The following is a 14471-nucleotide window of genomic DNA, read 5'->3' as shown; positions in this document are numbered from 1 at the left end:
GCATTCAATGAAAGGGTTTATGGCAGAACTGAGTCATAAAGTGAATAAAGCCAGTAAATTTCTGTTAATTGTCTTTTTCGTTATTGCTTTCGTGGCTGCTGTTTATCAAGTATTTTCCCGGTTCGTGTTACAAAGTTCCATCGTGCAAAAGCTGCTTCCAATGGTTGACTTTTCCGTATTTAATTTAAGCTGGGCAGAAGAACTGATTCGTTACATGTTTGTCTGGATTGTCTTTTTAGGAATCGGAATTGTCTATAAGAGCAAGGAACATGCCCAGGTGGAAATATTACTTCATTATTTGCCCGAAAAATTAAAAGGTAAGCTGCAAGTCCTCATTGAATTGATCAACTCCGCTGTATTTTTATTTTTGATTATTTATGGCTGGGGAATCTTGAAGTTTACCAGTCAGCAAATATCCCCTTCGATGGGACTGAATATGACTCTGATTTATGGATCCGTTCTCGTCTGTTCGCTTATCTGTCTTCTTCATTCTTTTGTTGCCATACTTCATTTGGTATCTGGAGTAGAGAAAAAGGATGAGATGGTTCAGGTAGAATTGGCAAAAGAGAATCCCCCACTATTTTAAAGAAGGAGGAAGATGAATGACAGTAGCGATTGTTGTCCTGGTTATATTGTTTTTATTAATGTTTCTGGGTGTTCCCATAGCGATTTCTTTAATATTAGCATCCATTTCCGGCTTTTTAACTAGCATCTATTATGTTCCATTAGAAGTCGTTCCTCAAAGATTAATAACCTCTGTAGATTCTTTTCCACTTCTAGCCATTCCCTTCTTCATGCTGACAGGCGAATTTATGATGTCTGGCAGTATGGGACAAAGGATTGCAGGATTTGCTTTTGCATCGGTTGGCTGGCTGCGTGCCGGTTTAGCGCAGGTGTCGACGCTGACCAGTATGTTCTTTGCGGGAATTTCTGGATCAGGTGCCGCCGATACGGCTGCTGTTGGTAAGATGATGATCCCGATGATGGAGAAAAAAGGGTATGATAAAGGATTTGCTGCTGCTACGGTAGCGAGTGCAGGAACCATCGCCGTCGTCATTCCGCCATCCATTCCCATGATTGTTTACGGGGTAACCGCAGGCGTTTCGATTGGTGATTTGTTTACGGCTGGGATTGTCCCAGGGATCTTAATTGGTTTGTCGATTATGATGCTAAACTATTGGCTTACAAAAAAGAACAACTATTCTCAGGAGAATACGAAGTTTGAATTCTCCTCTTTTAAAAAGACCTTCTTTGAAGGCATATTGGCCCTAATTCTTCCATTAATCATCATCTTTGGAATAAGGGGCGGTATTTTTACTCCGACGGAGGCAGGTGCAGTCGCTGCCGCCTATGCGTTCATTATCAATAAATTTGTTTATAAGGATATGGATTGGAAGGATATCCCTGAGGCGTTTATTAAAGCAGGAAAAATGACGGGGATGGTAGTCTTTATTATTGCCGCTGCCAACCTATTTGGCTGGCTGCTGACTGCCGAACAGATTCCAAAGCTGCTTGTTAACCTAGTAACGGGCTTATCTGATAATCGTTATTTCATCCTGCTGATGTTCACAGTGATCTTCTTTATCGCGGGCTGCTTCCTAAATGCATCTGCTGCGATCACCATATTGACACCACTCTTGCTGCCCATTGCACTAGCAGCAGGCATCGATCCGGTCTTCTTTGGGCTCATCATGGTCGTCAATTTATCCATCGGACTGATCACACCGCCGGTAGGATTAGACCTCTTCGTCGTAAAAGGAATCGCCGATGTTTCCTATGAAAAACTGGTCCGATCGGTTATCCCCTTCATCGTCGTCATGGTCGTTGACCTCTTAATTATTACCTACTTCCCGTCATTATCGATGTTTTGGGTAGGTGGGAATTAAACCTGGACAGCCGTCAGCCTGAGTGGAAGCGGCTGCTGCGAGAAGTGTTCGCGCACTTCTCCTTTTTTATTAGCGCTGCCTTTATTTGCGAATTCAGCAAATTTTTTATGCCGACGAATGGGTGAAGGCCTTGATTTGCCAACGATTTGGATGGATTAATCCAAACGTTTGTCTAGTTGACAATTTTTTTATGACATGAAAAACAACAAACCATAAGCTGCAAGGCATCACACCTGTTTAATCAGACGATTGATTGATTTGGTTGAAGGAAACACTTTAAGGAAAAACATCGAAATCTGTCTGGGAAAACAGGGGAGGTTCTCTGCTTCCTTTGCTTGTAGGTTTGGGGTAACTGACTGGTCGGTTGTAAAGAGGGAAATACTGTTTGGAGTACGCGACAGGGGAAAACTGTCAACACCACGGATCGCGCTTGCCACGTAAAAAGGCCCAACTAGCGAATGGAAGCTAGTTGGGCCTTGTGCATTATGGTAATTCGCTCATCTAAACTTTGCCAGGTTCTGATTGAGTTCGTGTGTCTGGCGGTAGATACTTTGGTATTGCTCAAAGAGGTCGTTATATATGTTCGTTTGTCGGCTGTTTGGCTGGTAGGGTGTTCCCTTATGAATAAATGTGCGGGCGCATTCTTCCAGTGAGGAGAACCAGTTGCAGCCCACTGCGGCAATCATAGCCGCGCCGAGTGCTGGACCTTGTTCACTTTCAAGCTGTACAATTTCGGCTCCAAAGAGATCGGCCTGGATTTGCAGCCAGGTGTCATTCTTGGCGCCGCCGCCAATCGAGACAATGGTATGAATCGATTTGCCGGTATTGCGGAGCAGCTCCAGTGATTCTCGCAGCGAAAAGGTAATCCCTTCAATTACTGCACGGGTGAAATGGGCCTGTGTATGAGCGCTGTCCATGCCAATAAAGCTTCCGCGGATGGTGGAATCAGCATGTGGAGTCCGTTCTCCGGTTATGTAGGGAGTAAATAACAAACCGCCCGCCCCGGCAGGGATTTCCTCAATCGGCGCCAGTAATTGTTCAAAGGTTTGCTCTTTGGCAAAGGTGTTTTTATACCAAGTAAGACTATGCCCCGCGGCAAGGGTCACACCCATGGCATAAAAAGCGTCAGGCTGGCTGTGATTAAAAAAGTGCAGCTGCCCTTTATAATCGACATTTCTGTTTTCCTCATAGGAAAGAATCACGCCCGATGTGCCGATGCTGCACAATGTTCCTTCTGGTGACAGAATGCCTGCCCCCACAGCGCCGCAGGCATTATCGGCCCCTCCGGCAAAGACTTTGACCTCCGGTGAAAGCCCGCATTTATTGGCCATTTCGGGAAGGAGTCCGCCCGCCAATCCGGTTGATTCCATCAAAGGAGGACAAAGATGTTCCGGGATGTCAAAGGTTTGCAATAGTTCCTTGCTCCATGTCTTGTTGGCCACATCCATTAACAGCGTCCCGGCACCATCTGAATAATCGATGGCCAGCTGACCGGTCAAGCGGTAGCGGACATAATCCTTAGGCAGGAGAAAAACGTCTGACTGCTGAAAAATTTCCGGTTCATGCTGCTTCACCCATAATAATTTTGGCAAGGTAAAGCCCTCCAGCGCCGAATTTCTTGTAATGCCCAAGAGCCGGCCGCCCAGCGCTTGCTGGATTTGGTGGCACTGCTCAGTCGTTCGGGTATCATTCCATAAAATCGCATTGCGAAGGGCCCGGCGGTGTTGATCAAGCAGAACAAGCCCGTGCATTTGACCGGAAAAACTAATCCCTTCCACATCTGTCCCGTGAACATTGCATTTCTGTATCAGTTCTTTCATTGCTGCGATTGTCTGAGTGACCCATAGTTCGGGATCTTGTTCATTATAGCCTGATTTTTTTTGAATTATGGGATAAGCGCATGAGCTTTCTCCCATAATTCTGCCAGTTTGATTAACCAGGATGGCCTTCACACTGCCAGTTCCCAAATCGATTCCCATTACGTATTTCATTGTGATCCGCCTCCATTCCAAAGAGGGGATGAGTGTACGGCGCCGCACCGCCGGGCGAGCTCGGATACAGAGGAGTCTCCGAGAAAACCCGATCTTCTCCCCAAAATATAAACCGATTAATTCACGGTAACACGTGTCTTTTTAAATAACTGCGAAATAGCAAGGGAGGCTGCCCCTAATACCGTAGCATCGCTCCCAAGCTGAGAAAAGCGGATCTCGAGTTCATGTTCATAATAAAGACTAGCCCGCTGCTTTACCGTCTCGGTAATCGAATCGATCAGCCATCGTTCAGCTACTGCCATCAATCCTCCGATAATGACTAGCTCCGGATTGAGAATCCGGACTAGATTGCTGATGCCGATGCCAATATTGGTGCCAATCGTTGAAAAAAGCTGGCGGACTCCCATATGTCCCTCTTCTGCCAGCTGGACGAGCAGCTCCATATCTGGCTGTGATTTTCCGGCCCGCAGCAGCTGCTCTTTCATATCTTCGAGCAGTAAAGCCTGCTTTAACAGGGGCCTGACGGAGGCGTAATGTTGCCAGCACCCGACATTGCCACATTCACAAGGCTCCCCGTTAATATCGAAGGTTGTGTGTCCCGCTTCACCGGAAAATCCGAGATGCCCTTTATACAGTTCTTTGTCAATCATAATCCCGGTTCCGATTCCATTATCGATACTAATATAAAGCATATTCGCCGAGTTTTTGCCTAAGCCGAATTCCGTCTCTCCCTGTGCTCCGACCCGCGCTTCATTGTAGATGATAATCGGAATCGAAAAGTCGCGTTCCAGCATCGTTTGCAGCGGGACATTTTTCCACTTTAGCGTTGGTGCAATAAGTACATTTCCTTCATCATCGATGGTACCTGGAAATCCAATGCCAATCCCGACTACTCCATAAGGGCTTTCACTTGTTTTTGCCATAAGGCCTTCGATGGATTGTTTTAACTTCTGATAAATATCACTTTGAGAGTTTGTCAGAAGCGGCGTTTCATTGCGCTCGATAATATTTCCTTGCAGGTCCGTTAGCACTGCGGAAATGAGGTCGACCTTCAGGTTGACGCCAATGGCAAATCCGGCCCAGTTATTAAACATCAGGATGACAGGTTTCCGGCCGCCGCTTGATTCACCTGGACCTGTTTCATATACGAAGTGACTATCTAGCAATTCATTGACAAGGTTGGAAACCGTTCCTTTATTGAGGCCGGTGATTTTGCACACATCGGCTCTTGAAATAGGAGCGTGCCGTCTAATAGCCTCTAAAACTACGGTTTTATTTATTTCTTTTACGAGGAATTGATCACCCGTTACCGCCATTTTTTCACCTTCTTACCCTATTCTAGTGCGCTGTTTTCTTGTATACTTGCTCACATTATAAGGCGAAAAAAAGATTTTAGCAAACTTTGTTTATCCTATGGACAAACAAAGTTTCGTTGTGTTATTATTCTGACAGAAGCATACTTAGTTCATCCTATGGACAAACTAAGTAGCTGTGTGAAAGACGAACTTTGCTAGGTTGGAAGAAGCATATTATTTTTTTATATGAAAAGAAAGCGCTTTTAAGATAGAAACTTCCAACTATTATAAAAATGACAAAGGGGGAGAGAGATTCATGTCGATTCGATTTGGCTGCCACGGCTCAACCTGGGAATTGGATTATGACAAAGAAACCGATTATTTGGACCATATTATTTCTGTGGTAAAAAATTCCGGCTTTAAGGGGATTGATGTCCAGGTATCCTTGCTAGGCAAGTTCAAAAGCGCACCGGAACAGTTGAAAGAAAAACTGGATGAACACGGACTCGAATTGGCTGCGTTGACACTGCCATTCAGCTGGCTGGGCAGTGAGGAGTCCGAGCAGGAACGGGAACTGGCCGACTATTATTTAAGCTATTTACTGCATTTTCCGAATGCCCTGTTGAATGTCGCTCCAAGGGTCGGCCCGAATCGGGTCAACCTGCTAACGAGACAAAGAGAAATCATTCAGTGTGCCAATTCTCTTGCCAATCGGGCGTATGATCAGGGAATTGTTTGTTCGTTTCATCCAAGCTCACCGCCAACCTCTTATTTCCGGGTTGAAGAGGACTACACCCTGCTGTTCGAAGAGCTGGATACTAGATACATAGGCTATACACCTGATGCCGGACATATTGCTTTTGGCGGGATGGATCCGGTGGAAATCGTAAAACGGTATTTGCCGATTATCAAGCATGTCCATTTTAAAGATGCCTCGTTCAAGCCGGAGTGGAAGACCATGGGGCAGGGTGAAATTGATTTTCCAGCCATCGTTGCATCACTGACAGACTACGGTTACAACGGATGGATCATGGTAGAGGAAGAAACGAAAGAGTCCTCGGCCAATCCGGATAACGCCATCATGAACATCGGTGACTATGTGCGAAAAGAGCTGGAGCCAATTGCCAAAGGAGTCCGATTATAATGGGAAACGGTTTGTTTATCCCGTCACTGCTGATATCGGAGATATATCATCCGTATTGTCTTGAAAAGGGATTTACGGCCCGGCTGCTGGATAGAGTGGCTTCCGAGGGCTTTTACCGGGCGGTTGAAATTGGCTATGGATTTGACCAAGAGGAACGAAAGCAAATCCGTGACATGGCGGAACAGCAAGATTTGACTGTTACCCAGTGGCTGACATCGCTTATTAACGAGAAAAATCTGGATGTCTCGGCGATTGATCCGACTAACAGACTGGCGTCAGTCAGGCAGTTGAAAGATAGCATGTATCTTGCCGCAGAATGCGGTGCCGCCAATATTGCATTTATCAGCGGGCCTGACCCGGGTGCTGACTTACGGAAGGCAGCGATGGAAAGCTTTTATCTCAGTCTCTGTGAAATTTGTGAGGAAGCGGCACAATATAATATGAAGGTTTTGGTTGAGCCGCTTGACCGGGATGCGCATAAAAAACGTTTCCTCGGACCGACAAATGAGGCCGTCGCATTATTTACTAGAGTAAGAGAATCCTATTCCAATATTGGATTGGGATTTGATACGGCCCATGCGGCGTTAAACGGAGAAGATATTACTCAAGCGCTGCACCTGGCCCGTGAATTTATTGGCCAAATTCATTTTTCCAATGCTGTCCTCGATCCAACCGATACCTTATACGGCGATCACCATATCCCAATCGGCAAGCCTGGGTTCCTGGATGTCAGCGGAATCCGCAGCCTTTTGCAAAAAGCGGAGGAACTGGGGCTGACCGCTGACAGTCTGAGGATCGCTGTCGAGGTCCGCGGAACGGAACAACAGTCCGTTCATGAGAATGAACGTGTGGCACGAACGGTTTTGGAATCGGCACTCGCCGGTGCAAGGGTTTAAACCCGAGTGAAGCTTTAGCGGAGCTGCCTGCAGCCGGGCGGGTTGCCCTAGATTCGATCAAGAGGAGGGGATGGAAGGGTGGTTTCACCATTAGAAGTAATCAGCAGTACCAAACTAGTCGCCATTATCCGCAGCGACTCTACAGCAGGTCTTGAAAAAATTGTTCGAAGCCTCTATCTTGGAGGCATCCGTGCCGTAGAAGTCACCATGAATACACCAGGGGCACTTAAGGGCATCGAAATGATTAGGGAGCAGTTTCCGGAGATGCTTGTCGGTGCAGGTACCGTACTCGATGCCGAAACGGCCAGAATGGCAATTCATTCTGGTGCGGGCTTTCTGCTTTCGCCAACCTTAAAAAAAGGTACAATTGAAACAGCCAATCGCTACGGTGTTCCGGTCATTCCGGGCGTGTTTACGCCAACCGAAGCGTTAACGGCCTATGAGTATGGTGCCAAGATGGTCAAGATTTTTCCCATCCGGGCAGTCGGTCCAAAATATCTTGCTGACCTAAAGGGACCATTGCCTTTTATCCAAACAATGGCCGTTGGCGGCATTTCGCTGGATAATGGGGCCGAATATTTAAAAGCAGGAGCAAGCTCATTAGGAATTGGCAGTACGCTTGTGAATGAAAAACTAGTACAGCAAGGTGATTTTGCAGAAATAGAAAGACGGGCGGCAAGCTTTGTCGAAATCGTTCAAAGTGTTCAATCACCAAAAGGAATTCTTCAGTAGAAAAGCGGTGTTGAATGTGAAGGCTATCCTTATTGATTCGGGAACCACGAATTCCAGAATCAGATTAATAGATAGTAAGACTAAAAAAGTAATGGATTCCGAAAAGGTCCGTGTTGGTGTGAAGGACACTGCCATTTCTGGAACCAACCAAAACCTCGTTCGCGAGTTACAAGCGGGGATTGAGAGAGTATTAACGAGAAACCGGCTGCTGCCAGATGAGATTACGTATATCGCAGCATCAGGGATGATTACCTCGAACCTCGGGGTTCATGAAGTCCCGCATATTGGAAGCCCGGCGGGTGCCGAGGATTTCGCACAAAGCTCTGAAGTAATGAAGCTTGAGGAATTCTTTCGTATCCCATGCATCTTTATTCCGGGGATGAAAAACACGGTCACCCATAGCGGTAATGACGCCCTGCAAGGGATAAATGATTTTGATGTTATGCGCGGAGAGGAAGTGGAATCCTTCGGTCTTCTGCAGCAATTTGATGTGACTGGCAAGGGCATTATGGTCCTCCCTGGTTCCCATACCAAGTTTGTGGCAGTAGAGGATGATCAGTCGCTCGCCTTTTGCGTATCGACTTTAGGAGGCGAAACGCTTCATGCCCTGCAGAAGCAGACGATTCTCTCGGATTCGCTGGGAGAAAATCTGATTGAGCAAGTGGATTATGACATGCTCGAGCGCGGGTTTGAAGCAGCCAGAAGGCAAGGATTGACAAGAAGCTTTTACCATGTCCGCTTACTTCATTTATTTACGGACCTAACACCCAATCAAAGGGCGAATTACTTAGTAGGTGCAGTGATTTATAATGATTTGCAGGCGCTGTTTCATTCCATAAACGAAGATAATGAGTGGAACTGGGTCATTGTCGGGGGCTCGAATCCGTTAAGAAGCGCATTTGCCCATCTAGTAAACTATTCCAATCGCGGCTGGACCATTTTGGAAGCAACCGACTCACAGGTGGAAAATTCCCTGGTTTTAGGAGCAATCGCCATTGTTTCAAAGCAGCAACAATTGTGCGCCCCTAAATGAAAGCGCACACTTTTATAAAAACTAAAGAGGGTAGGGAAATTAGAATGAAGAAATCAATGAAGCATGTAGGCATTTTCTTGATTGCCATGTTAGTATTTGCCATGGCTGGCTGCAGTAACGACACATCGAATGGTACTGAGAAAAAAGCCGCCGGCAAAAAATCCGATTATCCCACTAAACCAATTACGTTAATTGCTCCTAGTTCTGCAGGAGGCGGTACCGATGCTACAGCCCGCGCATTGACAGCAGATATTGAGAAATATTTGGGTCAATCTGTCGGTGTTGTCAATAAGCCAGGAGGCAGCGGCTCTGTCGGGATGACGGAAGGGGCCAACGCAAAGCCAGATGGATACACTGTTACAATGGTATTCGTGGAATTAACGATGTATAAGCATTTGGGACTATCCCCGCTTGGTCATGATCAATTTAAACCGATTGGGTTAATCAACCTCGACCCGGCAGCGTTAACTGTTCCGAAAGATGCACCATATGACACCCTGGAAGAATTTATTGCCTATGCGAAAGAACATCCAGGAAAAGTGAAGGTCGGAAACTCCGGTACCGGATCCATTTGGCATATTGCGGCTGAAAGTATTTCCAAGAAAGCGGATGTAAAGTTCAATCATGTGCCATTTGAAGGGGCCGCTCAAGCCGTTACTGCATTAGTCGGCGGCCACGTTGATGCTGTAACCGTCAGCCCTGCTGAAGTAAAAGCGCAGCTTGACGCCGGTAAAGTGAAAACATTAGCGGTTATGTCCGATTCACGTTCCGATATCATTCCGGATGTACCGACATTTAAAGAAGCCGGTTTGGATGTTGACCCAGTCGGTACCTGGAGAGGATTAACGGTTCCGAAGGATACGCCTGATGACATCGTGGCCAAGCTTGAAGATGCATTCATGAAAGCAGCCAAAGATGAAAAGTTCACCAAGTTTATGGCCAGCAGCGGCTTGGGAATTGAATTGAAAGACTCCAAAGAGTTTAAGAAGTTTATGGATGACAATTATAAGCAATTTGGAGAAATTCTTTCAGATATTGGATTAAGTAAGTAACATTATTTTTCAACAAAATAAAGATTGGGACCATTCCCAATCTTTATTTTGATATAAGTCCGTACAGCGGGACTTCTCTTGTAAGGATGTGAAGAAAAGTGAAATTGCCAAATATTATAAGCGGTTTACTCATCATGCTTGTATCAGGTTTCTTCTATGCGCAAACCTATCAATTTCCAAAAGTGAAACTGGAAGAAATCGGCCCTGCTGTGATGCCGCGGATTTATGCAGCCATCTTGTTTATTTTAGGCGGAATTGTTGTTGTTCAAGGGTTAATGGCAAAAAAGCGGGAAGAAGAGGAGAACGAGAAAACATTGGGGTATGCCGTAATCTCGATGGTGTTTGTTTTGGTTTTCCTGATTCTTATTCCCGTGATTGGTTTCTATATTTCCACTGCACTGCTTGTGGTCGGATTATTACTATTTTCCAAGGTTCGCAATTATATTTTGCTTATTTCTGTTCCGGTTGGGACCGTGTTATTCATTTACGTTTGCTTTGAAAAACTATTAAAAGTAGCGATCCCGGCAGGTTCCCTATTTTCATAACTGGAGGTGACAGACATGAATTTATTACTGGATGGTTTATCAAATATCCTTCAATGGCAAGTGTTACTAGTTCTCGTAGTAGGAACGGTCCTTGGAATTGCCATCGGGTCACTTCCTGGCTTAACGTCAACGATGGGGGTAGCGGTCATTTTGCCGGTTACCTTTGGGATGGAACCGGTCACTGGGATTTTATTATTGGTCGGGGTTTACTTTGGTTCCGTGTATGGCGGTTCGTTGACGGCGATTTTGCTCAATACCCCGGGAACACCGGCATCAGCGGCAACGGCGATTGACGGCTATGCCTTAGCGAAAAAGGGATTGGCCCATAAAGCGTTGACGGTTTCAACGTTGTCTTCGGCGATTGGCGGTATGATTAGTGTTATCGTATTAATCCTGGTTGCACCGCAATTGGCGAATTTTGCGCTGAAATTCAGTGCCCCGGAATCCTTTGCGCTTGCGTTATTCGGATTATCGATTATTTCGAGTTTGGCTGGAAAATCGGTTGTAAAAGGGATTATTACCGGCTTTATTGGATTGTTAATTGCCACCATAGGCTTGGACCCGATGGTCGGAATTCCCCGCTTTACGTTTGACAAGATGGAGCTGACCGGAGGCATCAACTTTATTCCTGTCATGATTGGACTTTTTGCAGCTTCTGAAGCCTTTAAGTCAATGGAAGACATCTTCTCCACTCGTAAGCTGTCGTTTACGGTGGAAAAAGTAAAGCTAAAATGGAGCGAATTTAAGACATTAATCGGGACGATTCTTCGTTCCTCCGGAATTGGTACATTTATCGGGATGATTCCCGGTGCCGGTGCCGATATCTCGGCCTTTGTTGCCTATAATGAAGCCAAGCGTTTTTCGAAAAATAAAGAAGGATTCGGTAAAGGGGAGCTAAAAGGTGTAGCCGCCCCGGAATCAGCCAATAACAGTGTAACCGGCGGCGCCATGATTCCGCTGCTGACATTGGGAATTCCCGGTGACGCGGTTACGGCGGTGCTATTAGGAGCATTAATGGTACAGGGCTTGCAGCCCGGCCCAATGCTATTTGAAGCGAACGGCCCGATTGTGTACACATTATTTATCGGGATGCTACTGGCGAACCTATTAATTTTGATCATCGGATTGCCAGGAATCAAGTTGTTCACCAAAATTCTTTATGTACCGAAAGCCGTGCTGACTCCGATTATTTTGATTCTTTGTACGGTTGGGGCGTATTCATTAGGGAATAGCTACTTCGATGTTTTGGTTATGTTTGCAGCGGGCGTGATCGGTTACTTCATGCAGCGCTATGATTTTCCGGCTTCTCCGCTTATTCTTGGCTTAATTTTGGGGCCGATGATGGAGAGCAATTTACGCCGTTCTTTGGTGATGTCTGAAGGCAGTATCAGTATCTTTTTCACCCGACCGATTTCGGCAATTCTCCTCATTATCGCGATTATTACGTTATTTGCACCATTATTTAACAAGCTGATGAAACGGGGAAAAGGTTCGGAGAGTCATAAGGTTCAATCATAACAGACTGGTTGTCTGATCAGCAGAATGAAGGAGGAGGTTGGACGATGAAAATCCGCAGTTATGAACTGTTTCAGGTTCCGCCAAGGTGGTTATTTTTAAAAATTGAAACGGATGAGGGCATCGTTGGCTGGGGGGAGCCGGTCATTGAAGGCCGCGCCTCCACGGTAAAGGCCTGTGTGGAAGAACTGATGGAGTACCTGATGGGTAAAGATCCGTTACGAATTGAAGATCATTGGAACATGCTGTATCGTTCCGGGTTTTACCGGGGCGGTCCGATCCTGATGAGTGCCATATCCGGTATCGATCAGGCACTTTGGGATATTAAAGGGAAGTATTATAATGCCCCTGTCTATCAATTAATGGGCGGCGCCTGCCGTGACTCAATCCGGGTCTATTCCTGGATCGGCGGTGATCGTCCATCCGATGTTGGACAAGCTGCCAAAGCGGTCGTTGATGCTGGTTTTACCGCGATTAAAATGAATGGCACCGAAGAGCTGCAGTATATTGATTCTTATGAAAAAATCGACCAGGTTCTGGAACGGGTCGCAGCCATCCGGGAAGCGGTCGGAAACTATGTCGGGATCGGGATAGACTTCCACGGTCGGGTACATAAACCGATGGCGAAAATTTTGGCTAAAGAATTGGAACCGTATCGTCCGATGTTCATTGAGGAGCCGGTGTTGGCAGAAAATAATGAGGCATTGCGTGAGGTGGCGCGCAACACTTCAATTCCGATTGCGACGGGAGAGCGGATGTTCTCACGCTGGGACTTTAAATCTGTGCTTGCTGATGGCTATGTCGACATTATTCAGCCGGACCTGTCCCATGCAGGAGGAATTACCGAGTGCAAGAAAATCGCTTCGATGGCAGAGGCCTATGATGTGGCCCTTGCTCCGCATTGTCCGTTAGGGCCGATTGCGCTGGCGGCGTGTCTGCACGTCGATGCCACCTCCCACAATGCTTTTATCCAGGAGCAGAGCTTGGGGATTCACTACAACCAAGGCAGCGACCTGCTGGATTATCTTAAGGATCCGGCAGTATTTGAATATAAGGATGGCTATGTCGCTATTCCCCAGGGTCCGGGCTTGGGTGTTGAAATTAATGAAGAATTTGTCCGCAAACAGGCTGAACTCGGCCATAACTGGAAAAATCCCGTCTGGCGCCATCAGGATGGAAGTATCGCAGAATGGTAGTTTTGTATAGGCGTCCGGTGTACGGCGCGGATAGATCGGATTGGAATGTAGAAATGCCAAAGTCGTCTGGCCTAATCAGGAAGACATCTTATAGACGGTAAGAGGCGCTGAAATAAGCGCCTCTATTGATATGGAACAGCCCTGAAATAAGTAAAGGAAGTGATGAGTGTATGAAGCCAAAAGTTTTTATCGCGAAGCCGATTCCAAAAGAAGTGGAAGAGTATATTGCCCAATATTGTGACTATCGGATGTGGGAGAAGACGGAACAGATACCGAACGAGGTGCTGCTTGAGGAAGTGGCAGATGTCGATGGCCTGTTGACCCCAAAAGGAGTCATTACGAAGAAATTTTTAGAAAAAGCGCCCCGGTTAAAAGTCGTCAGTAATATTGCGGTCGGCTATGATACCTTTGACTTGGAAGTCATGAAGGAGCACCGTATAGTGGGAACACATACGCCCTATGTCCTTGATGAGGCAGTGGCCGATTTGGCTTTCGGGTTAATCCTTGACTCGTCCAGAAGAATTTCGGAATTTAATAATCTCGTGAAGGCAGGGAACTGGGACAAGACCAAACCGGAAACCTATTTCTATGGCCAGGATGTCCATCACGCCACGATCGGGATTATTGGAATGGGGCGCATTGGTGAAAAAATTTCCAGAAGAGCAGCGCTAGGATTTGAGATGAATGTTCTTTACCACAGCCATACAAGAAAACCTGCGCTTGAGGAACAGTATGGCATCGAGTATCGAGAGTTGGATTCATTATTGGAGAGTGCCGATATTGTGGTTATGATGCTGCCGCTGACTTCAGAAACCTATCATTATATGGGTGCAGAGCAGTTTAACAAGATGAAATCTTCTGCGATTTTCATTAATTGCTCACGGGGCCAGGTTGTCGATGAAACGGCACTGATTGCCGCATTGCAGGAAGGCAAAATCCGCGGGGCCGGATTGGATGTATTTGAGGTAGAACCGATTGAAAAGGACAATCCGCTGTTAACTATGGACAATGTCGTGGTCCTTCCGCATATTGGTTCCGCTACAGACAGGACGAGATTTGACATGGCGATGAAGGCGGCGGAAAACTTGGTGGCAGGCGTCACCCGCGGTGTGCCTGAAAACGTCGTTCCGGAACTGCGCTGTTTATTTGAAAAGTAACTTCTTCGGAAACGTAGGGGTTAGTGGTT

13 protein-coding genes are annotated in these 14471 nt (G+C 46.4%); 11 read left to right on the top strand and 2 right to left on the bottom strand.

Translation table 11 applies throughout. The features are described from left to right. Window positions 1-7: 7 nt before the first annotated feature. On the top strand, window positions 8-586 hold the full coding sequence (locus M3234_RS02720; protein WP_262303205.1) for a TRAP transporter small permease: 579 nt from the start codon (window positions 8-10) through the stop codon (window positions 584-586). A gap of 16 nt (window positions 587-602) precedes the next feature. Then, window positions 603-1886, top strand: a complete 1284-nt coding sequence (locus M3234_RS02715) for a TRAP transporter large permease (RefSeq protein ID WP_262303204.1) — start codon at window positions 603-605, stop codon at window positions 1884-1886. Between the two features lie 497 nt (window positions 1887-2383). On the opposite strand, the gene xylB is transcribed toward M3234_RS02715, so the two are convergent. Next, the gene (xylB, locus tag M3234_RS02710; protein ID WP_262303203.1) at window positions 2384-3877 is read right to left on the bottom strand and encodes a xylulokinase; all 1494 of its coding nucleotides are present in this window, start codon (window positions 3875-3877) and stop codon (window positions 2384-2386) included. Window positions 3878-3993: 116 nt separating this feature from the next. Then, a complete protein-coding gene (locus M3234_RS02705) occupies window positions 3994-5193 on the bottom strand; it encodes an ROK family transcriptional regulator (protein ID WP_262303202.1) in 1200 nt (399 codons plus the stop codon). Between the two features lie 295 nt (window positions 5194-5488). On the opposite strand from M3234_RS02705, the gene M3234_RS02700 reads away from it, so the two are divergent. The 9 genes from M3234_RS02700 (at window position 5489) to M3234_RS02660 (ending at window position 14442) form a co-directional block, all read left to right on the top strand. Next, on the top strand, window positions 5489-6316 hold the full coding sequence (locus M3234_RS02700; RefSeq protein WP_262303201.1) for a sugar phosphate isomerase/epimerase family protein: 828 nt from the start codon (window positions 5489-5491) through the stop codon (window positions 6314-6316). After that, on the top strand, window positions 6316-7212 hold the full coding sequence (locus tag M3234_RS02695) for a sugar phosphate isomerase/epimerase family protein (RefSeq protein WP_262303200.1): 897 nt from the start codon (window positions 6316-6318) through the stop codon (window positions 7210-7212). Before M3234_RS02700 ends, M3234_RS02695 begins: the two co-directional genes overlap by 1 nt. A 78-nt stretch (window positions 7213-7290) precedes the next feature. Continuing rightward, window positions 7291-7944: a bifunctional 4-hydroxy-2-oxoglutarate aldolase/2-dehydro-3-deoxy-phosphogluconate aldolase gene (locus M3234_RS02690; RefSeq protein ID WP_262303199.1), complete on the top strand. Its 654-nt coding sequence runs from the start codon at window positions 7291-7293 to the stop codon at window positions 7942-7944. Next, on the top strand, window positions 7895-8977 hold the full coding sequence (locus M3234_RS02685; RefSeq protein WP_262303198.1) for a 2-dehydro-3-deoxygalactonokinase: 1083 nt from the start codon (window positions 7895-7897) through the stop codon (window positions 8975-8977). The genes M3234_RS02690 and M3234_RS02685 overlap by 50 nt, the downstream gene beginning before the upstream one ends. A gap of 44 nt (window positions 8978-9021) precedes the next feature. After that, window positions 9022-10029, top strand: coding sequence for a tripartite tricarboxylate transporter substrate binding protein (locus M3234_RS02680; protein WP_262303197.1), 1008 nt, complete (start codon window positions 9022-9024; stop codon window positions 10027-10029). 98 nt (window positions 10030-10127) lie between these two features. Next, window positions 10128-10574, top strand: coding sequence for a tripartite tricarboxylate transporter TctB family protein (locus M3234_RS02675; protein ID WP_262303196.1), 447 nt, complete (start codon window positions 10128-10130; stop codon window positions 10572-10574). Window positions 10575-10589: 15 nt separating this feature from the next. Next, window positions 10590-12092: a tripartite tricarboxylate transporter permease gene (locus tag M3234_RS02670; protein ID WP_262303195.1), complete on the top strand. Its 1503-nt coding sequence runs from the start codon at window positions 10590-10592 to the stop codon at window positions 12090-12092. A 44-nt stretch (window positions 12093-12136) separates the two neighbouring features. Further along, on the top strand, window positions 12137-13285 hold the full coding sequence (gene dgoD / locus M3234_RS02665) for a galactonate dehydratase (protein WP_262303194.1): 1149 nt from the start codon (window positions 12137-12139) through the stop codon (window positions 13283-13285). A 170-nt stretch (window positions 13286-13455) separates the two neighbouring features. Beyond that, on the top strand, window positions 13456-14442 hold the full coding sequence (locus M3234_RS02660; protein ID WP_262303193.1) for a 2-hydroxyacid dehydrogenase: 987 nt from the start codon (window positions 13456-13458) through the stop codon (window positions 14440-14442). Window positions 14443-14471 lie beyond the last annotated feature (29 nt).

Origin of the sequence: Neobacillus niacini, assembly GCF_023715785.1 — a bacterium.
Taxonomy (GTDB): Bacteria; Bacillota; Bacilli; order Bacillales; family Cytobacillaceae; genus Neobacillus; species Neobacillus niacini_E.
The sequence above is the reverse complement of the archived record's forward strand: the minus strand, read 5'-3'. Positions and strand labels throughout refer to the sequence as shown.